The 23,115-nt window shown below is 38.9% G+C and carries 14 protein-coding genes; all 14 read right to left on the bottom strand.

Going from position 1 to position 23,115, the window contains the following annotated elements:
- Positions 1–56: 56 nt before the first annotated feature.
- The 14 genes from H3T57_RS08330 to galU all read right to left on the bottom strand — a co-directional run bounded on the left by H3T57_RS08330 (position 57) and on the right by galU (position 23,050).
- Positions 57–6,605, bottom strand: a complete 6,549-nt coding sequence (locus tag H3T57_RS08330) for a type I polyketide synthase (RefSeq protein WP_198194020.1) — start codon at positions 6,603–6,605, stop codon at positions 57–59.
- A 75-nt stretch (positions 6,606–6,680) separates the two neighbouring features.
- On the bottom strand, positions 6,681–8,153 hold the full coding sequence (locus H3T57_RS09135; RefSeq protein ID WP_198194018.1) for a class I adenylate-forming enzyme family protein: 1,473 nt from the start codon (positions 8,151–8,153) through the stop codon (positions 6,681–6,683).
- A 93-nt stretch (positions 8,154–8,246) separates the two neighbouring features.
- A complete protein-coding gene (locus H3T57_RS08320; protein WP_198194016.1) occupies positions 8,247–13,850 on the bottom strand; it encodes a Hint domain-containing protein in 5,604 nt (1,867 codons plus the stop codon).
- Positions 13,851–13,933: 83 nt separating this feature from the next.
- Complete coding sequence (locus H3T57_RS08315; protein WP_155571567.1) at positions 13,934–14,275, bottom strand: DUF6616 family protein; 342 nt, start codon at positions 14,273–14,275, stop codon at positions 13,934–13,936.
- 355 nt (positions 14,276–14,630) lie between these two features.
- Positions 14,631–15,113 (bottom strand): DUF2147 domain-containing protein, encoded by a 483-nt coding sequence (locus H3T57_RS08310; RefSeq protein WP_198194014.1) that lies wholly within the window; start codon positions 15,111–15,113, stop codon positions 14,631–14,633.
- A 48-nt stretch (positions 15,114–15,161) separates the two neighbouring features.
- Positions 15,162–15,416: a glutaredoxin 3 gene (gene grxC, locus H3T57_RS08305; RefSeq protein WP_155564878.1), complete on the bottom strand. Its 255-nt coding sequence runs from the start codon at positions 15,414–15,416 to the stop codon at positions 15,162–15,164.
- Positions 15,417–15,506: 90 nt separating this feature from the next.
- Positions 15,507–16,238, bottom strand: coding sequence for a ComF family protein (locus tag H3T57_RS08300; protein ID WP_198194012.1), 732 nt, complete (start codon positions 16,236–16,238; stop codon positions 15,507–15,509).
- Positions 16,239–16,258: 20 nt separating this feature from the next.
- Positions 16,259–16,675, bottom strand: a complete 417-nt coding sequence (locus H3T57_RS08295; protein WP_198194010.1) for a secondary thiamine-phosphate synthase enzyme YjbQ — start codon at positions 16,673–16,675, stop codon at positions 16,259–16,261.
- A 3-nt stretch (positions 16,676–16,678) separates the two neighbouring features.
- The gene (trpS, locus tag H3T57_RS08290; protein ID WP_198194008.1) at positions 16,679–17,692 is read right to left on the bottom strand and encodes a tryptophan--tRNA ligase; all 1,014 of its coding nucleotides are present in this window, start codon (positions 17,690–17,692) and stop codon (positions 16,679–16,681) included.
- 23 nt (positions 17,693–17,715) lie between these two features.
- A complete protein-coding gene (locus H3T57_RS08285; RefSeq protein WP_110439519.1) occupies positions 17,716–18,198 on the bottom strand; it encodes an FKBP-type peptidyl-prolyl cis-trans isomerase in 483 nt (160 codons plus the stop codon).
- Positions 18,199–18,222: 24 nt separating this feature from the next.
- The gene (locus H3T57_RS08280; RefSeq protein ID WP_198194006.1) at positions 18,223–19,452 is read right to left on the bottom strand and encodes an argininosuccinate synthase; all 1,230 of its coding nucleotides are present in this window, start codon (positions 19,450–19,452) and stop codon (positions 18,223–18,225) included.
- 380 nt (positions 19,453–19,832) lie between these two features.
- Positions 19,833–20,681, bottom strand: coding sequence for a methyltransferase domain-containing protein (locus tag H3T57_RS08275; RefSeq protein ID WP_155571561.1), 849 nt, complete (start codon positions 20,679–20,681; stop codon positions 19,833–19,835).
- A 96-nt stretch (positions 20,682–20,777) separates the two neighbouring features.
- A complete protein-coding gene (gene pgmG / locus H3T57_RS08270; RefSeq protein WP_110439517.1) occupies positions 20,778–22,166 on the bottom strand; it encodes a phosphoglucomutase/phosphomannomutase PgmG in 1,389 nt (462 codons plus the stop codon).
- A complete protein-coding gene (galU, locus tag H3T57_RS08265; RefSeq protein ID WP_198185439.1) occupies positions 22,166–23,050 on the bottom strand; it encodes a UTP--glucose-1-phosphate uridylyltransferase GalU in 885 nt (294 codons plus the stop codon). Before galU ends, pgmG begins: the two co-directional genes overlap by 1 nt.
- Positions 23,051–23,115 lie beyond the last annotated feature (65 nt).

Here is a 23,115-nt window from a genome sequence, read left to right as displayed (position 1 = left end):
TCTTTACCAATACCATCACTCGTATCTACACGTTCAAATTTTTACTTGAATTATTCTCAGACATTTTCCAGTGTTAAAATTTCATTACTTTCAAAAGGAACTTTTAACTTTCTAAGCAATACCCGTCCAACATCCTGAAGATTTTCCTCTTTCATAAGCTGTAGCAACGAAATTTCACATCCCAACTGATTACTGATCGCAATCTGCAGTTCCACTCCAATCAAAGAATCAATTCCCAGCTCGGTTAACCGAGTATTTCCATCAATTGTATCTGCTGGCAATTGCAACGTTTTTTCCAAAATATGAATTAGATTCTCGATGACAAAAGGTAAACGCCCCTCTAAAGGCAAGGTATTTAACTGTTTCATGACTTCAGTCTGTTCACCTGTTGACACCCCTAATGCGGTCAAAGGCTGAAAACGACCATAAGTTCGCGTAACAGGAAACGCGCTGAACCATTTTGACCAATCAATATCAAGGACGGCCAAGAAGGGTTTGTGAAGTTTCCATAATAATGGCATTACATCGAGTGCCTTTTTGACAGGTAGAGGATTCACTCCAAAATTCTGAAATGTTTTGACAACATGACTATCCTTTTTCAGCATATTGCCACCATCAATAGCGCCCCACTCAATAGATAGAGCAGGCAAACCAATCCTTTGACGATATTGCGCCAAAGCATCCAGAAAGGCATTTGCGGAAATATAGGCTGCCTGACCGATATTGCCAAACAAATGAGTCGCAGATGAAAATAAAACAAAATGATCCAACGCAATATCCCTGGTCAGCTCATGCAGATACCAGGCACCCTGCGCCTTGGGTAACATAACTTTTGCAACCCGTTCCCTATCAAGATTTTCAACCACTCCATCATCAATAATTGCAGCACAATGAAATATTCCCTTTAGGGGATATGGCAACTGTTGCACTTTTCCAATTGTTTGTTGTAGGGCATGAAGATCCGTGAGGTCGCACTGCATTTGATACAAACTGATTTCATTCTCTTGTAAGATGCTTAGAATTTTCTGAATTGATGAATCATTTTTCTTAAGTGAGCGCCCTATCAAGACAAGATGTTTGGCTCCTTTTTCAGCCAGCCATTGCACCAATTCAAGCCCCATACCGCCATAAGCGCCTGTCACCAGATAAAGCGCATTGGCTTCAATCGAGGCAACTTCTTTTTGAAGAGGATTAACCATTACATCTTTTGTATCGGTAAAATTGATTACAATTTTACCGATATGCTGGGCAGAAGCTAATGTTCTGAACGCTTCAACCGCTTTGGCAGCAGGATAGACCTTACAGGGTGGCAGAATAATTTTGTCATTCATTATATCCCGCACAATTTTTGTCACAATATCCAGAACTTTTTCTGGACAAACAGCTCCCATCCGATCCAAATCCATAGAAAAGAAATTAATATTTTTATTGAATGCCTTCATTGGCATCCAACGTTCTTCGGCAATATCTTTCTTTCCCACCTCACAAAAACTGCCGAATGGGGCAAGCAGTTCCAAACTGTGATGTAATGCTTCTCCTGATAGGGAATTCAGGATAACGTCCACTCCCCTTCCACAAGTTACCTGTTTAACCCCATCGACAAATTCAAGATTACGCGAATTCCAAACCTGTTCACATCCCAAATCCCGCAAATACTGACGTTTTTTCTCATTTCCAGCCGTTGCAAAAATTCTGGCTCCCCGCATTTTTGCAATTTGAATTGCTGCCAGTCCCAAACCTCCTGCCGCAGCATGAATAAGAACTATTTGACCCTGTTGTAAATTCGCCAAATTGATCAGTGTATGATAAGCTGTAGAGAACACTATGGGCACAGTAGCCGCTTCTGCATCAGGGATTTTATGTTGATCATATTCCTTGATTTTATCAATTTCATCAGAGGTCAACTGATATCGTTTTGATTCCCTTAACAAGGAATGCGTGGAATAATGGACCGCGTAAATATCCTTCAATGCCAGGGTAACATGTGAAGTTAAACATCCCTTAAACGTAATGACAAGGCGATCTCCAACATAAAAGCCAGCCTCCTCCGCCCCTTTACCAACGGCGACAACCTTTGCAGAGGCTTCCATTCCCAGTCCATCACCGTGAAATGTATCCTTCATGACAGAACGCGGTAACAGGCCCATAACTTTCAATACATCTTTAAAATTCAAAGAAGCATCAATAATTTCAAGTTCTACATGACCTGGAGGCGGTGGTTGACGCACAAATGCATCATAACGGATTTTATCCAAAATACCCGGAAAACCAGAAACAAGCCGAAATCCAATTTTTTGAGAATCAAATTGTTCATAAGGAACACATTGCACTTCCTCACGCCTTGTCATTGGTGTTAGACGGGATAGGTAGCGATCCTGACCACGCAAGACAACATCATCCTCCATCTCCTCATCCAGGATTTCGGCTGCAAGGATAGCTGAATCTGTCTTAAGATCCGCATCAATATCAATCAATTTTAATTTCAGTTCAGGACGTTCAAAGGAAAAAGCCCTCGCAAATCCTCTTAATGATGACTGATCCAAATTAATTGATTTATTATTTTCATGAATTTGTTCTGATCCATTAGTAATTATCACGAAACGAAAATTCTCTGAAATTTTCTTTTCTTCAATTACCGGTAATCCATGTGACAGCACCAGAGCTTCTTGTACCAGAGACAATCCAATTCTATCTTCAAATTCGTTGTTTCTGGTATAAAAATAAACAACCGCACGACATTGATGAATATTAACAAAAGAAAAAAAATCCTGATAATCTTTTACCTGACCTTCCCGAATATGAAATAGGTCTTCAGTCTCTTTTCCAAACTGCTGACCAATCTTTCCAACAAGAACGGTTATCCCCTGCATCTCAAGTTCTTTTTTCAGGGGTTCCAAAAATTGATCACTATCTGTCAATATCGCAATCTTGGCAATTTCTCCTAGAAGAGATAAAGGTTTTGATTTTTGCCATTCACGATGATAAAGCAATCCCATCTGTCTGGCCTCTTTCTGCTTTTGACTGGCTATTTCTTTAACAGTCAACCTTTTGATAGAAGCAATCAATTCTCCCTTTTCAGTATAAAGATCAATATCACCAGTGAAAGTGAATAAGTCTTCATCTCTTACCGGATTATTGGCATAAGCATATAACTTGCCCTCATGTCGACCATAATACATAACCCGCTCAATAGCGACAGGAAGGAAAGTGGTATCTTTTACCTGTTGTTTTGCACACAAAATTCCAAACAGTTGAAAAGCCCCATCCAACAAGGTTGGATGAATACAATAATCCTTGATACTATTCTGTTCAGTATCAGCAATTTCAAGATAGGCCAATACGGCATCAGAATTATGATATAATCTCTTAATTGTTTGGAAAGTCCGGCCATATTCCAGTCCATGCTCACGTAATTTCTGGTAAAAGAACTCAATCTGAATATCTTCAGACATTTTCTCTTTTAATATCTGGAGATCAATTACCTTATCTTCCGACCATGGCATAGTACGTCGCAGAGCAACCGTTGCATATAATTCCCATTCATGCGAATCATTTTTGACTCGCCCAAAAGCAAGTAATCGCCCTGTTAAATCATCAAGGCACCAAGTCATATACGGATAAAAATGCTGGTCAATAATCATTGCCTTTTTTAATTGCAGATCCTCGATAATGGCAGGCTCCTGCATTTCTTTAGGTGCATCAATTGCCAGTTGGGCATGAGCTGCCAACGCGGCCTCAACATACGCCGCCCCAGGCAAGACATTCATCCCTTCAACCTTATGGTCGGGCAACCATGGCATAAAATTGATATTCATCTCGGACAACCAGCCCCGTGATGCGGCCCAATCAACATTGCCTAGAACTGGATTTACGCGTTCCGCCAACCGTGTCGCTTTAGAATGTTTACTCTCAAAAAGATAACTTTCTCGTGCCCAACGATAAAAAGGTAAATCGACCCGTTTTCCACCCGTGATTTTTCCCCAGTCAAGATCAAGACCTATTGCGGAAAGATTGGCAAGCGTTTTTATAATGGCTTTTTCTTCAGGTTCAGAACGGTGCAAACTATAAGTAACAGCAATCGAACTGTTTAATGTTGCAGCGCATTCTTTGATAGAAGAAGATAAAACTGGATGAGGACCTATTTCCAAAAATAGATTGTGTCCATCATGAATAAGAGAGGATACCGCCTCGGCAAACAAAACTGTTTGACGTAAATTACGATACCAATAATTCTCATCATGAAAGAAGGTGTCATCACAAATACGCCCCGTAACCGTCGAATACAAGGGGATTACAGGCATTTGTGGACAAATATCTTGCACTGATGCCTCAAATTCTTCCCGGATCTGATCCATGATGGGATTATGATAGGCAAGTTCCACCCTAAGAAAACGATTGAATTCTGAATGCCTATCAAGTTCAAGTGCAATTTTTTCTAGATTTTCTTTTGATCCAGATAGAGTAAAAGAACGCGTACTGTTAATCGCGGCGACCGTAACATCTCCGGCATATTTTTCAATTAAATTGACCGCCAATGAAGGTGGCAGACCGACGGCCAGCATTGCCCCCTGACCAGAAAATTTTTGTTGCAATCGACTACGATGGTAAATGACGGTAACGGCATCCTTCAAACTTAAAGCACCTGAAATATAGGCGGCAGCAATTTCACCAACACTGTGTCCTACAATCGCAGATGGTTCAATTCCATAAATTTTCAGGGCTGTCGCTATACAAACTTGAATTACAAAAATGGCGGGTTGAGCCACCGCCGTTTCATGAATACGAGATTCAGTTTCCATTTTCCGCATCTCTTCAAGAATTGACCAACCTGACAATTTCTTAAAATAAGAATCACATTTCCCAGCGATTGTTATACATTCAGCAGGCCCCTTCGATAAAAGCCACTTTCCCATTCCCCACCATTGTGGACCCATGCCAGAAAAAACAAAAACAGGCCTGCTTTGTGTTTTAACCTGCTGATTACCAATTATTACATCCGAATTTACCTTATCCTGTATAAAATCCTGAAGGTTTTGAATAAATTCATCTTTGTTTTTTGCAACAACAACCAGATGTTTCTGAAAAAATGAACGATGCTTTCCCACTGAATAACAGATATCCGCAAGGGATATATCGGTTCCCTGCTCGAAATACTCACAATAACTTTGTGCCATCAATTTTAAAGACGGCAATTGTTTCGTTGATAACGATAAAATATACCGATTTGAAGGTAAACAAGCAGTTTTGCCACAGATACCTGATGATTGTTCATTTTGACGAGGAGCCCGTAAAATAACATTTGCGTTTGATCCACCATAACCAAAGGAATTAACCGCAACATATAAATCATCTGACAAGGATTTTAATGAAACAACTTTATCCTGAATCAGGCGTAAATTCATCTCAGCAAAAGGGATATTAGGATTTGGCTCTTTTAAATTTGCCTGTGGTGGCACGGCTCTATGCTTGACACACAAACAAGCCTTAATCAATCCGGCCACACCTGCCGCCGCTTCTAAATGCCCGATATTTGCCTTTACAGATCCTATGATAACAGGTTGTCCGTTCGGTCGGCTTTTACCAATTGTATTTGAGATTGCCTGAGCTTCTAAAGGATCTCCCACAGGTGTCCCTGTTCCATGCGCCTCAACATAAACGATATCTCCCAATTGTACATTGGCCTGTTGAGCAACTTGATGAATTAGTTTTTCCTGTGCACGCGCATTTGGAACGGTTAATCCTTCATTATGTCCATCCTGGTTAATTCCAACCCCGCTAATGACTGCATGAATTTTATCTCCATCACGCACAGCATCTTTCAGCCGTTTAAGAACAACAATACCACAACCCTCTCCCCTGCCATATCCGTCAGCAGAAGCATCAAAGCTTTTACTTTTTCCATCTTCGGCCATGAAATTGGCCTTGGCGACAATAGCACCGGATTGATCTGTGATCATCAAATTAACGCCGCCGGCCAAGGCCATATCACTATCGCCATTTCTCAGACTTTGACACGCCAGATAAATTGCGGTTAAAGAAGATGAGCAGGCTGTATCAAGAACAAGCGAGGGACCACAAAAATCAAAAAAATAAGAAAGTCTGGCAGAAAGCATAGTAATCGGCAAAGTTGTAGGAAGAAAATTTCTTTCTATATCCCCTTCTTTCGCTTCGCTAACAGAGTGTTTTGTTAACCAGTCCGTCGCAAAGACACCTATAAATACGCCCACTTTTTGTCCAGCATAGGATGATGGAACAAGACCCCCCTCTTCTAGCGCCTCCCACGCAACTTCAAGTAATATTCTTTGTTGTGGATCACATTGTACAGCCTCTTTAGGAGACATACCAAAAAACAAGGGATCAAATTCAACTATAGGCTGTGTCAGAAAACTGGCATTTAGAAAAAAGCTTTTGGCAATAACTGAATTATCCTGATCATAGGCCGTCCGCCAGTTCCAACGATCAGGCAAAATACGGCTAACCGTTTCTTTTTTCTGACAAATAGCCTCCCAAAAACTTGAAAGATTGAAAATATCTCCTGGGAATCTACAGCCTATACCAACGATTGCAATTTCTTCGTTACTATATTTGTTTATTAGTCTTCCCATAAAATAACACTTTCTTTTTTCTATAATTATTTATTATATTTTCTCATTAATAAAATATTCTATCTCGAATTTTTATTAAATGGTTTCAATATATTGCATTGCCAGCTTTTCTAGATGATTGCGCAACACATGTCCCTCTTCATCCCTCGGAATGGAATTAACCCATAAGACACTTACATCGGGCAGGTTATAAAATTCTTTTTCCAATATCCTGGCAATTTGATCAATATCAAAATTATCTCCGCGAACAATAGCTAACCAGGGTTGCTGAATTCCATCGTTATCAGGCATAGAAAACAGAGCCGCATCTTTTATACCTTCTATACTGCAAATTACTGCGTCAATTTTATTGGCGTAAAATTTATCACCTCCAAAATTGTAAAGTTCATCCACACGACCAATCAGCCTTAAAAGACCTTCCTCATTCAATATTCCTAAATCGCCGGGATAGAACCAACCTTTTTTAAACTGTTTATGAGTATCCTGAATATTTTGGAAAAATTTCTGTACGATATTTGGACTTTTAATTCGGATATTACCTATCTCACCATATTTTAGTGGATGGTCTTGATCATCAACAACCTGCACATCAATCCATGGCATGATCCACCCCGCAGTGTCATCATGGTTGATTTGATCAATATTGATCGAAGCGATAACCCCTGCCTCACTTGTCGCATAGGTAACATTCAGATTTTTTGTCAGACGTTGCTGAACAAAATGACGTAAACCATTAGGAAAATTACCAGCAACGACAATTAATCTTAAATGATCCTGTCTGGGTATATCTTCTGGCAAATTTTCTGCAATCAATTGAAGCTGTGCAGGCGAAATAACCATCAAATCAGGTGACAACATGGCAATAGCGGCAAAATACTGCTCGCGATCAGCCATAATAATTGTCCCGCCGATTGACCAGATGCTTAGATAGCATAAAAATCCATGAAAACTGCCAAAAGCTAATGTGGGTAGCAATGTTGGATATTTCGGAATTTCCGACATAAGAGACCAGCTGATTTTTTCCTGGGTAATCATCCTTATGACAGATGATTCAATCATTGAGGCTGTATAATCAATTCTATGCCGCATGTAAGACGTTCCAGCCGCAATTGAAACACGTACAATACGATCCTGTTCATAGAGCGTATAAATAGGGTCAGGTTTGAAACGCTTCATAGCCTGATCATACCAATTCAAATCAAGCACGTGTATTTTAGCTGCCGTATCAATATCAAAAAGCGTATCGCTAATAATTGCATCAGGCTGCAATATGGCAATCTCCTTTTCAGCAACCTCGCTATTACTGGATACTGACGCTGAAGCGACACCAATTCGGCTTAGCGCCATTAAAAGCATCCAGTGAATATGTACTTGCTTATAATTAACAGCCACAATTTTGGAACTATTATCAATAACGTCCAATAAAGCATGTGCAAGCCGATTTATGTCTCTATTCATTGCCGCAAAAGTAATTGAGCCTTCGAATGAACGGATAGCAATTTTATCCGGTGCAACTTTTGCAACATAATCTATGAAGCGATCAAACACGTCTGTTTTTCCCTTAAATAAAAGCTTCCCTTTTAGCTATAATAAAAGGAAAGCTCTATTAACCCTATTTAACTGGATAATCAACAAATTGCTTTATGCCAGTTTCATCATTTCATTGATATCATCTTCAACAAAATAAGAAGCTGTATCTGTCAGCTCAACCCGGATCAATTTTTTCCCAGTGCCAAATCTTGTTATCTCAATTGGCAATTGTGCCAATCCCATTGTCCAACGATCTGTTCTATCGGGCTCAATGCCATGCCAACCTGAAAGTTCCGAAATATCAGTCGGGAACATGATCAGGGTTCTATTAGAAATCACGCTAATTTTCGAAACCAAAACACCTAGTGTCCGTCTATCATCAATAAAGGGTCCAATAACATCTGAAGGTAAAGATGTTTTTGAATTCATGGCTACAACATAAGTACCATCAGGAATAAAGAAACTGTAAATATTATCCTTGAAATGAACAGGTTTAATCTTTTTCCCCTTATCAGTAATAAGGCATAAATCAGGATTACGGGTTATTGCTCTTTTTATGACAGGTTTATACCCCAGCTGAGTTGCCCTGCGATCCAAACGATTCCAAATCGGTTCAACCTTACTTCTGGAAACAGTCAATGGTGCAGCTGCGTCATTTTCCCAGCTTTTATGACCTGCATGCTCATTAAACTCCAGACCAAAATTAACAATATCGTTATCAAATAGATACTTATCATCTGTATTTAAATAAGATTCAGTCATCAGATTTTCTGATAGCAAAATCGAGTGTTGTTCTGTTTCAACATGATAAATCTGGAATTTGTCCCGGGATTTATCAATAACAATTGAACGGCCATTAACCAACATACGGACAGGTATCAAACCACCATCAATATACACGGTATGTTCAGGGGTTAAATATAAATCACGATGCGGTTTATTCAGACCAAATGCGTGTGCTTTGATACAAACTGGATACAAATCGTTTTTATTTTTACCTTGATCCACGGAAATATCCGTTTTACCAATCCAAACAATTTTACGGTTTATCCTTCCATTATTACAAATAGCCACAACCTCATCACCAACGGAAAGAGATTCTACCGGTTTTTCACCTTTAGATGTAAGAATGTTTGTTCCCAATAGAAAGCATTTTGTTATATCAAAATAGGAATTGCCATCAGAACCCCGAACAATATTTACATTAGGCAATGCCTGATTGCTTTCCCCTGCATCATAACGAAAAGAGGCAATAGTTTTGGATGTTTTTCCATCATTGTGAATAATGGATAAAATACCGTCCTTATAACTTGTATAAAAAGTGTTAACATCCGATGATCCAGTATCATTTTCAAATAACAGATGATCATCGAGTTTAAAATTCTTGATCACCAAATGACCATCGACATCTTCAATACTACCATGATATTCGTAAACACCATTGGCTTCATTATTAAAATCAGCAATCAAATCATTTGAAGAACTTGACCTTGTTATTTGTTGACCATTAACGATAACACGGGCACCATTATGAATAATAACTGTCGGCATATCTGTACCAACATTGGTGGCATTGATTGAACGGATATTCAAAACTGCATCATTATCCAATTCTATAACACCCGGATTTACACCGTCCATTGTTAGAGAACCAATATCAACTTCAGAATTTTGTGCGATTTTTATCCGACCATTACCGCTCAATATTACATTGGATAAAGAAACAACATTGGACTCTGCACTGTTATAATTCAGATTTGCGACACCACCATTACTCATGTCCAGCTTATGAACAGTGACATACGTCCCATCCAGATTAATGGATGCATTCTTGTTCAACATCACTGTATCTAAGATAAGATTGTTTGCCAAACCAGTAGAAAAGTTAACCATACCCGTTAAATTCACGTCACCAAAATTGCCGGTAGCACCATCCGCGACAGCAAATGTTTTGGCTAGACTTGATGAATTCGATAGATTCCATCCTTTCACATCATAGATATCATTCGAACCCAAAGTGAAATTGTTCATATTCAAATCAGCAGTAACCGTTCCAGCCGTAAAAGCAACATTATTATTTAGTATAAAATTATTACCGGCACCTGATAACGTGACATTGCCAAAGGTCAGATTACTCATATTACCTGTATTGAACGTGATATTTCCCGTTAAATTCACGTCACCAAAATTACCGGTAGCACCATCCGCGACAGCAAATGTTTTGGCTAGACTTGATGAATTCGATAGATTCCATCCTTTCACATCATAGATATCATTCGAACCCAGGGTGAAGTCGTTCGTATTCAAATCAGCAGTAACCGTTCCAGCCGTAAAAGCAACATTATTATTTAGTATAAAATTATTACCGGCACCTGATAACGTGACATTGCCAAAGGTCAGATTACTCATATTACCTGTATTGAACGTGATATTTCCCAATAAATTCACGTCACCAAAATTACCAGCCGCATCATCCTTAATGGAAAAGTTTTTTGCAAGACTTGACGAGTTCGATAGATTCCATCCTTTCACATCATAGATATCATTCGAACCCAGGGTGAAGTCGTTCGTATTCAAATCAGCAGTAACCGTCCCGGCCGTAAAAGCAACATTATTATTTAGTATAAAATTATTACCGGTACCTGATAACGTGACATTGCCACTACCTAAGTTAACCGATGCATTCGTTACAGCTGTAAATGATGTATTGCTACCCAGACTTATCCCAGTTCCTGTAATTGATCCTGAAACATTAAATTTGTTATTATCGCCAAGGGATATATTGCCAAATTCAAGATTATTCGCCTTACCCGTATTGAAGGTGACATTTTCACCCAATAAATTTACATTACCAAAATTGCCGGTAGCTCCATTCCCGACAGTGAATGTTTTGGCTAGACTTGAAGAGTTCGATAAATTCCATTTTTTCACATCATAGATATCATTCAAACCCAGGGTAAAGTTGTTCATATTCAAATCAGCAACAACCGTCCCGGCCGTAAAAGTAACATTATTATTTAGTGTAAAATTATTACCGGTACCTGATAACGTGACATTACCACTACCTAAGTTAACCGATGCACTTGTTGCAGCTGTAAATGATGTATTGCTACCCAGGTTTATACCAGCTCCCTTGATTGATCCTGAAACATTAAATTTGTTATTATCGCCAAGGGATATATTGCCAAACTCAAGATTATTCGCATTACCAGTATTGAAAACCGTTTTATCAACCGTGGTTGTATCACCTATATATCCTGTAGCTCCATCCCCTAATGTTACCGTTCGGGATACATTAACATCAAAATTATGAACATCAAAATCAACATTTTTTCCTATCGTTAAAGAACCCCCGCGATAACCGATAATAATTCGGTCTGCAGAAATACCAGCATTATCTCCGATAGTGAATGTTTCACCATTACCTATTAGCTGGATAGCACTCGCGACAATCCTACCTTCATTGCCAACAGAAATAATGCTTTTACTACCATTCTGAAGCAGCGTTTTTGCAGCGGATAAAATCCCCCCATTTCCTATAGTCAACAGCTGGTTTATTCCATCTATATTTAAATTGCCGTCAGTGGTTTCCAATAAAGATTGGCTCCCCAACATCACTGAATTTGCATTACCATTCAGATTGATGTCACCACTTATTGTCATTGAGGTTAGATTGCCGGCAGAAATCAACGATCCTGATGTAGGATGATTGGTCTCTGAACCAATCCCCCTAAAATCACCAAGATACATCCCGCTTCCTTGAATGCCGACATGATCACCAATATTTAACCGATCAAAGCTGCCATCAATGGTAATATCTTGGGTCAAGCTGACTTGATAACCGTCCCCAATATGAATCGACGCACTTGAATTATCCTGGTATATATAACTGGATCCGTTTATGGGAACTTCCAGATTTTCAATGTAATATCGACCCATACGAATGTATCCAGCATTCAGAACACCTCCCTGCAAATCGACATATCCCTGGTTTTCATTAATAACAATACCAGAACCCAAACTGATATTTGCCCCTGAGCCAATGACAACGCTATTATTTGAACCAACCCTGAATTCAGCCAGGGCATTACCATCACTGTCTATAAAATTTGAATTGGAAGTATCTTTTAAATAATGTCCCAGGGAAATTATATTCGCTTCAAGCGCAAGTCCTGTTCCAAACTGTAAAAGTGAATTACTGGCATCTAATCTTATCACACCATCCTCCGCAAAGGATGGAGCATTGGCCATCGGATACAAATTCTCATAACCTAGAGAAATGTTGGCATCGTTACCGATAGACATATAGGCAGTACGGTACTTGGAATCCCCATCAATAATTCGGTCCATACTATTTTGACCATAACCGACTGATATTTCAGCCCCTGTCAGGCTCAAATGATCCCCCGCTGAAACGAATGCGCCTGCCTCAGCTGCAAATATGCCGGCATTTCTGTTGGTAAGATGAATGACATTATCATCACCAATTATCAGCTGTGCCGCCTTCCCCGAAGCGGACAGATCCATATAACCGGCACCCATACCACCAGCAATGGTAAACCTGTTTCCCAAGCCAGTGGACATATACCCACCTGAACCGACAAACACACCACTTCCTGTATGGGCCCAACCATTGGATCCAACACTTATCTCTGTATCACTTCCAATTGTCATGGAGGCCAACATATAAACCCCCAACGTGCCTCCGACATTAATCTTGTTATTATTGCCTACACGTGTCCAATTGGCTGGTTTATCGGGTCGAATATCACCAACAAGTCCCCAATTTCCATCAACATCCATTTTTACATGATTTTGGGTTGAAACAGCACCTGTTCTCTGGTCTTCCATACCTGAGCCAATGGATTGACCTGCATAGGATTTATCCGCCGCTCCACCCAAAAATCCATTAACACTTAGATATGACCCTTCATCCAGGGTCAGCGCTGCGGAACCGGTTACACTTTTTTCATTATAACCTAACTGTAAATTTCCCGTTCCAAAGGCATCATATCCTGAACTGTTTGTGTCTCCCACATAAAGTTTGTTGCCAGCCCCCACTTCCATGGTTGCCTTGTTGTTACCCGCACTAACCATAACGCCGGTTTTATTCCAGACAATCATGTGTCCCGGACCATTCTGGGCACTGATCAACTTATCAAGCTGGCTTAGAAATTTTTTTCCCCAACTCTGTCCTTTTATAAGTTTTCTAGTGGCGGAATTAGTGATATCAATCCCATTCTTTTTTAATAAGTCCCTAAGCGTGGCTCCAACAACAAGTTGCAACCCATTACCTATCAACAGATCATTACCTTGACCAGGATCATTAATAACAATCCTGGAGGAATCAGGATCAGGTGCGTTTGCAAACAAATCCCAGCCTTGTCCAGCCGCCGCTGCAATCGTCTTCATCATGTCGGTAGGAGATCTCTTGGAAAATGTCAAAGATGTAAAATTAAAGGCAAACGTATTATCATTAAACCCATTAGGATCAGGTTCATAACCCGCCCCCCATTCAGGATGCACCTGAGATGGATCATATTCAATAGAGTTGCTTGTAGCACCGGGAATTGGCTGAAGCATGGCAAACGTTGACGTATGATCAAAACCTGAGGAAGAAATTAAGGAAGAGGTTACTGAAGAATCGTCAGACTCGAAAACTGAATCTTCACCACTTCTCAATGTGGCTGCATCTTGTACACGTGTAGGCTGCATTAATTTCATCCTTAATTAAAGTCAATGATATTTTTAAATATTGTTCAATTGATTAACTATGATTCAGTTAAATATATCTGGCATTATTCTTTTAAAATAACTTCCGCAAATTGAGGGATAGTCAAAGCTTTTCCTCCAATATTGACCAATTCAAAATATTCATTCCATTCACTTTCTTGAAAATGCCTAACTATATATGAGGTCAACTCATTTATTGGTACAGACCAGGTTACATAAAATTCCGCATCCACTGCACGAGGAACTTTTCCGTCTATTTCACCAATAGCGATTAACTGGACTCGATTTTCACCTGCCAAGGTTGATAGACTTGAAATCATGCGTTGCAAAACTTGTTCTTTGATTGCCTTTGTAAGCTTTATCCATTTTTCCCTACCGGTAAAAACCTGGGTAAATACATAGGCCATAATATTTCCTTTTAATTCGCCATTTTTATATAAAATCAGTTTCCTAATCTTTATATAAAAAGATTTTTAAATAAGATAAAAAATATGTAATTGATTCAACAAATAAAACTTATTTTTAATAATATCAGTAAAAATATAAAGAATAAATCATTAATTTAATACGATTTATTTATTATTGATAAAATATAACGAATATTTATAAAATCTATTCTTTGATTTAATAATAATTTATTCGAAATATAAAATATGATAATAATTAAGAGCGTAATTATTATAAATCATTACGATTTATTAATTACGCTCTTGATAACAATTGAAATAATAAAAAATAATTATTTGTAGAAATAAAATAATATTATTTAATTCTACAACCTCTATCAATCACATGATTATACCGATGCCAAACATGTGTTTCACCAAATAGACTGATCCCCATAAAACCGCGGATTTTTAATTGATCATGATCATCTATCCAGATTTTGGCATCATAATTTTTTTCATTTCGGGGATCTATAATTTTTCCTACCCAATATTTACTTTTTTCCTTATGCATAAAATTACGCAACATTAAAAAATTGCACTGGGAAGTTCCTTTAGAACTCACGGGAGCAACAGGTCCTTTATATTGCATCCCTACAAATTTGCCACAAAGACCCTCACCACATTTATATATCTGAAACACACCGTCTTCTGCCTTGGTTGTCCATAATCCAATTTCTGGCATGGATCTAGTTTCATTCAGATTTTGCGCGTAATTTTCATAAAAGGGACAACATAAGAACATTCCGCCTATCACAGCACCTAAGATCTTGGTTATAACTTTATTTTTATTTAACACTTGCTTAATTATCTCCATTTATTAATAAATAAATCAGTATTTATTGATTTATTTTAATAATGCATCAAGCTTCCCGGTCTCTTCCATCCTTAACAAATCATCACATCCACCCACTGACTGGCCATTTATAAAAATTTGCGGAACAGTAGTCTTACCCCCCGAACGTTTTATTGCCTCTTCTCGTTCTGCCGTACCTTTAGGAGCATTAATCTGATTGAATTTCACGCCTTTTGAATTCAAGAGCGTCAGAGCTTTTTGACAAAAAGGGCATCCTGGTTGTGTATATATTTCAACTTTTGCCATAGTTTTTCTCCCAAAAACATTTAATTACAAGTAATATATCTTATTTATGATAATCTATAATTTATAAACTATAAATGAATAATTTTATTTTCAGAAATAACTTACTTTTGCAATAACAACCACAAATATGCGTTTTACACCCGCTTCCAGTAATATTCTGCTACAGGCCATCAGGGTACTGCCCGTGGTCATAACATCATCCACCAATATAATTGTCTTACCCTGAAGAATTTTTGAATAGGCTGGATTAACCTGAAATGCATTTTCCAGTAAATCTTGTCGTTCCTGTTTATTCAAATGTCCTAAAGACTGTGTATCCCTAATTCTTTTCAAGGCCAATAATAAAAGGGGAATATTTGATCTTTTGGCCAATTTTTTTCCCAACAGGGCCGATTGATTGTATTTTCTATATCGCAAACGTTTCTTGTATAACGGAACAGGAATTATATATGCAGCATTATCAAAAAAGGGATTGGCAATATTCCAAATAGAACCTGCTAAAAAGTTCAAGCCATTCAACCGATCTGCATATTTTAAGGGTAAAATTAACTTTTTAATCCCTTCGTTATATACAAAAGCTGCCCGCCCCTTCTCCCATAAACATGGCTCTTCCCGACAACTCAAACAAAGATGATCCTCTCCCGCCTCTGAATCAGAAAGAAAAGGCGTTCCACATTGTTCACAACAGGGCTCCACAATAAATTCAAGCTGTTTGAAACAGTCAGAGCATAAATATCCAGATCGTTGAATATGAACACCGCATAAAATACAGCGTGGCGGAAATAAAAAATCAATTATATCAAGATAAGCTTTCGATAGCATTTTCTTAATATCATTATTCTCTAGTTCCCCATTACATGTAAAACCAGTTCTCGAATATGTGGCCTTTTTCTATGTTCAAACAAATAAACGGCCTGCCATGGACCTAAACTTAATTTCCGCTCAATGACAGGAATAGACAAGAAGGTTTCGGTCAACATCGTTTTTAAATGGGCGGGCATATCGTCACTCCCCTCATCAGCATGCTGATAGGAGCGATTTTCTGGAACGAGATCATTAAAATAATTTAGAATATCACTTCTTACCGAAATATCCGTATTTTCCTGAACGGTTAAAGAAGCTGAAGTATGTTTACACCATATCGTTAACAGGCCAGTATTGATGGCTGATCGCAAAATCCAACTGGACAGGTCAGCCGTAATCATGGTTAATCCCTGACCTTGCGTTTTAACACTCAATTTACCAACCTGCTGTTTCATTCTTTATTTTAAAAACCCCACGATATATTCCGCTTCAGACACAATAGGATCAGCAATTGCTGATGCCTTCTCGGCACCCTGTTTCAAAATTGTCTGTAGATGTTGTTTATCTGCCAACAATTTCTTTGTTTTCTCTCTGATTGGTGCAATTTTTTGAATTAAAAGATCCGACAATGCGGATTTAAACGGACTAAATCCTTTTCCGCCAAAATCCTGGAGGACCTGTTCAATCGATTGCTTGGCTAAAACCGAATAAATTGACACTAAATTTAACGCCTCTAAACGATGTGACAAACCTTCCTGTTCAGACGGTAAGGGTTCAGAATCACTTTTTGCCCGTTTAATTTTATTCGTAATTGCATCATCCTCATCCAGTAATTCAATCCTCCCCTGTTCGGAAGGATCCGATTTGGACATTTTTTTACTACCATCCCTTAAATTCATTACACGGGCGCTTGTTTTTGGAATAAATCCCTCGACAACAGGAAAGAAACCAGTTTTGTAGTCATGATTGAATTTCTGGGCAATATCATTTGTTAATTCCAGATGTTGACGCTGATCCTCACCAACAGGTACACACGTTGCCCTATATGCCAAAATATCAGCGGCCATTAAATTAGGGTAAACATACAATCCTACAGAATTGGCCTCCCTGTTTTTGCCCGCCTTATCTTTAAACTGTGTCATCCGGTTCATCCAGCCAATTCGCGCAACACAATTGAAAATCCACGCCAAACGCGCATGAGCGGATACAGCTGATTGATTAAATAAGATATGCTTGTTGGGATCAATACCAGCAGCCAATAAAACAGCTGTCTGTTCCAAAGTCTGTTTTCGTAGGGATACGGGTTCCTGCCAAACCGTCAAGGCATGCATATCAACCAGGCAATAGATACATTCATTATCCTGTTGAATATCAACCCAGTACTGAATGGCCCCCAGATAATTTCCCAAATGCGGGATACCAGTTGGTTGAATTCCTGAAAATACGCGCTTACCTGACGGCTTGACACTCATAAATCACCTTGATCCTTTATTTATTAGTTATCCGGTTGGTTTTTGGTTACCCCAACAAGATGAATCTTAAAAATTAATGGGCTATTTGAAGGAATAATCCCCATAGATTTTTCTCCATACCCTAATTTAGGCGGAACATAAAGCTGCCAAACATCGCCAGGATGCATTTTAGGCAGGGCTTCCATCCAGCCAGGTATTAATCCCTCGACAGGCATTTGCATTAAACCACCACCATGCCGATCTGATGAATCAAATATGACACCGTCTGGCAAACGACCTTCATATTCCGCCAAAATTAGATCTCCTGGAGCAGGAGAGGCTTCCTTAGGGTTTCCAGACTGGATAATACGGTAAGCCAATCCACTGGGTAATGTTTTCACTCCCGGTTCAGCCTCAACCTTTTGCATAAACTGTTCGGGGGTTAATTGCTCCTTTTTACTACCGGCGCAAGCAACCAAGGGAATTGCCAAAACCGCAGGAACTATCCAAGAAAGCATCTTTTTCATTTTCAACTCCTGATAATTCAAATTTTACAAGGCACCGCCACGTCGACCTGCCTGTGCTCCCAAACGTAGTCGTAACGCATTTAATTTAATGAAGCCCTGTGCATCCATTTGATTATATGCACCTTCATCATCTTCAAATGTTACAACACGCATATCATAGAGACTATTCGGACTTTCACGTCCCATCAAGATAATATTACCTTTATACAGCTTCAATTTTACACGACCGGTAACAGAATGCTGACTTTCATCAATCAGGGCCTGCAGCATTCGGCGCTCTGGTGAGAACCAGAAACCATTATAAATTAATTCCGCATAACGAGGCATGATACTATCCTTTAAATGCCCGGCCTCACGATCAAGAGTGATCGATTCCATGTTTCTATGGGCAAATAATAAGATCGTTCCACCCGGTGTTTCATAAATTCCACGGGATTTCATGCCAACAAAACGATTTTCAACCAGATCAAGACGCCCGATACCATTGGCCTTACCCAACTCGTTCAAACGGGCCAGTATAGTTGCCGGGGACATTACAATTCCATTAATCGCTACAGGATCACCAGCTTTGAAATCAATACTGATTTCAGTCGCCTTATCTGGAGCATCTTCCGGTGAAATTGTTCGCTGAAAAACAGCTTCATCAGAAGGAAGGGAAGGATCTTCCAAAATTTTCCCTTCCGAAGATGAATGTAAAAGATTGGCATCGACCGAAAAAGGAGCTTCTCCACGTTTGTCATGCGTAACCGGAATCTGATTTTCTTCAGCAAACTGCAATAAACGGGTACGAGAAGTGAGATCCCATTCACGCCAAGGGGAAATAACAGTGACATCGGGTTTTAATGCATAATAGGCCAGCTCAAATCGAACCTGGTCATTCCCTTTACCCGTTGCCCCATGCGCAACGGCATCAGCCCCCACCTGTTCGGCAATTTCAATTTGTCTTTTAGAAATAAGTGGACGCGCGATTGAGGTTCCCAATAAATATTGTCCTTCGTAAAGCGTGTTGGCACGAAACATTGGAAAGACATAATCCCTTACGAATTCTTCACGCAAATCCTCGACAAAAATTTCTTTAACACCGAACATTTCCGCTTTTTTACGGGCTGGACCCAATTCTTCCCCTTGTCCCAAATCAGCCGTAAAGGTTACAACCTCACATTCATATGTTTTTTGTAACCACCGTAAAATAACAGAAGTATCCAACCCTCCCGAATAGGCCAGAACAACTTTTTTTACATTCCTATGTGCCATACCGCTTACTTTTCATATCAAAATTCTACAATTACGATCGGTTATATCATCAATATAAAGCTTTTTAAATCATCATTATTTGCAAGAACCCTAAAATTATAATTTTAAAAAAAAATATTATGGATAAAATGTATATTTAATAACTATTTGATTTATATAACTTAAATTATTACAACTATTGTTCAATAATAAATAGATCAATAAATTTAAAATTATGCAGAACTTTTTCTTATTCTAAAAAAATTAACAATCAGATTTTTTTCATATAATCTAAAAATTAAATTCCAAAATAAAAATTTTATTTTCAATTAAATTAAACAATCTTTCCCAAGTTTTTCAAAATTTTACAATTTTATATTATTCGTAAATTAAAACTGATTCTATTTATTCCGCAACGCTTCTTCCAAAGACATTTTGAATTGACCAGGTTTTAAAGGTTGAGGTTGTGACGCGTCGGGAGACCAACCTGTTAAAATGGCAAAATTTATATCAACTTTAATAGGTTTAAAAGTTTCCAAACGTGCAATAAATTCGGCAAATAAAGTTTTTTTTGCAAAATAAGCCTGATGCATTTGCAAGGAATTTGTTTCCCCTGCCCAACGCAGATCCCGAAATAAAGCCAATGAAGAGCGATAAACAATTTCAATCGCCTCCTTATCAATAGTGGGTAAGGCAAAACCAGCCCGTTGCATCAAACTTGCACATGATCTTAAATCAGGTAATGGAGAAATATGCGGCAAAACAGCACCACAATATTCCATTTCAACTTCAGCCATTACGGTTCGTAATAAAGAAAGAGTCGGAAGTATAGGAATTGCCGCCAGGAAAAGACCATCAGGCTTCAAAATTCTTCGAATTTGTAATAAAGTACCAGGCAAATCATTAACCCAATGCAAGTTAAAATTCGCAATAACCAGATCAAAGCATCCTGATTTAAAAGGCAAGAATTCTTCATCCATACAAATTTTCGAATTTACATTCATTGAAACCAGACCTGCCGACAAATCAGCCGATATCACCTTTATTTTTCTATTTTTTAAATAGGAAGAAACATACCCTCGCCCTCCGATTTCTAAGGCAAATTCAAAGGAACGATTTATATCGTCAAGTCGTTCCAGTAACCGATCCGTACATTGTTGAAAGATATCCTGTATTTCAAAATGATATAAAACAGATCTATCTCGATGCAATTTCAGAAGAGAACGGTTAAATAATAATGGAACATTCATGGCATATATCATTTGATAGATAACAAAAAGGATACAATCGCTAGACTGTATCCTTTTTATAAAAAAATAGAAACCAGTTAAAATTCTAATCTCAATTTATTCTTCTGGAAATTCCACACCAGAAGCCTTTAACTGAGCTTTTAAAGCATTTTTCAATCGCTCCAATCCCTCATCAGATGTACTCTCCGCTCGTGCCACTAAAGCAGCTTGAGTGTTGGAAGCCCTTAAAAGCCACCATCCATCTTCTGTATTCACCCTTACACCATCAATCGTCACGACATTGGCCTTCTCTTCCTTTAACCGTTCAGCCACTTCACGGACAACGGTGAATTTACGCTCATCGGAACAATCAAAACGAATTTCAGGAGTAGAAATTGCTTTGGGTAAAGACTCTGTTACTTCTGATAAAGGACCCTTTAACCGGGCGACAATATCAAGCGTTCTGACTGCAACGTATAATGCGTCGTCAAACCCGTACCATTTATCTGCAAAGAAAATATGACCAGACATTTCCCCACCGAGAACAGCCTTTGATTCAGCCATTTTGGCCTTGATCAAGGAATGTCCAGTACACCACATCAAAGGATTTCCACCCGCTTTTTGAATTTCATCAAAAAGAATTTTGCTTGCTTTAACATCAGCAACAATCGTTGCCCCTTGATTACTTGCAAGAATATCACGACTAAAAATAACCATAAGCTGATCACCCCAAAGGATATTACCTTTGTCATCAATCACGCCAATACGATCAGCATCACCATCAAACGCAATACCAATATCAGCCTTGCGATTGGCCACCTCTTTCTGAAGCTGAACAAGGTTTTTGGGAACAGTAGGGTCTGGACTATGAGCAGGAAAATCGCCGTCTATCGTTCCATTCAAAACAATATGTTCACCGGGCAACTTCTGAACCAAACGGGTTAGAATATCACCAGCAGCCCCATTACTGTTATCCCAGACAACACGTAATTTCCGTTCAGTTCCCCCAAAATCTTCCAAAAGCCGATTAATATAATCTTCTGAAACATCAACCTTACGAACCGTACCATTACCCTCTGGAACCACATCACCAGCCGCAACCTGTGCCCCTAAATCCTGAATCTGCTTACCAAAAAACGGTTTGCCACCCAGCATGAATTTCATCCCATTATATTCTTTGGGATTATGACTGGCCGTAACCATAACAGCACCATCAGCCTGCATAACTGTTGAAGCAAAATAGAGCATTGGGGTCGGACCACGACCGATACGGACAACTTCCAAACCGCTTTTCTTTAATCCATTTACCAGAGCGGCCTCTAAATCAGGCGAACTAACCCGACCATCATAACCAACAACAACTTTTTTTCCATTTTTCCTTGCGACCAAACTGCCAAAGGACCGTCCGATCGCATAGGCATCCTCGACAAAAAAAGTCTGTTCATAAATGCCGCGAATATCATATTCTCGCAGGATTGTCGAATTAATTACACGTTGATGTTCCATTATTTAACCTCTTCATGGGCATATTTCTGTATTATCTTACGCATGGCCGGAGCTAGGTCGGGACGTTTCAAAGCAAAGGCAACCTGAGCTTCTAGAAATCCAGATTTGCTTCCACAATCATACCGAACCCCATTATATCTCAACCCATGAAAAGGCATTTGTCCAATCAATTTTTCCATAGAATCTGTCAATTGAACTTCATTTCCTGCACCTTTTTCCATTTTAGAAAGATATTTCATAATTTCAGGTGACAAAATATAACGTCCAATAATTGAAAGATTAGAGGGAGCCTGTTCGGGCTCCGGCTTTTCTACAACCCCGGAAATCGTGACCAGTTTTCCATCATCCTTTTCAATATCCACAATACCGTAACTGGATGTTTTTTCACGAGGAACCTCGGTAACAGCGACGACGTTTCCACCATATTCATTATAAACTTCAACCATTTGTGCCAAACATCCTGGCGCTGCCATAATCAAATCATCCGGTAATAAAATGGCAAATGGATCATCGCCAACAAATGTACGAGCACACCATATTGCATGCCCCAACCCTAATGGAGACTGCTGACGCAAAGCGGTTAAAGAACCTGCCTCAATACTAGATGGATGGAGAGCCTCTAGAGACTCTTTTTTACCTCTTTGTCGCAGTGTATCCTCAAGTTCATAAGCAACATCAAAATAATCAATTAGAGAATCTTTTCCTCGACCTGTAATCAGACAAAACTGTTCAATTCCTGCCGCACGCGCCTCATCCAGTGCATATTGAATCAATGGACGATCAACAACAGGCAACATTTCTTTTGGCATTGATTTGGTTGCGGGCAAGAAACGTGTTCCTAAGCCAGCGACAGGTAATACAGCTTTTTTTAAAGGTTTAATCACAGAACTCTACCTTGAAATTTAATAATAAAAAACAAATATGTTAATGTCTAATTTAGAACAAAACA

Source organism: Commensalibacter sp. W6292M3 (assembly GCF_016101315.1).
In the GTDB taxonomy this organism is placed as follows: Bacteria; Pseudomonadota; Alphaproteobacteria; order Acetobacterales; family Acetobacteraceae; genus Commensalibacter; species Commensalibacter melissae.
Note: the sequence above shows the minus strand (reverse complement) of the source record. Positions and strands in the feature narration are given on the sequence as shown.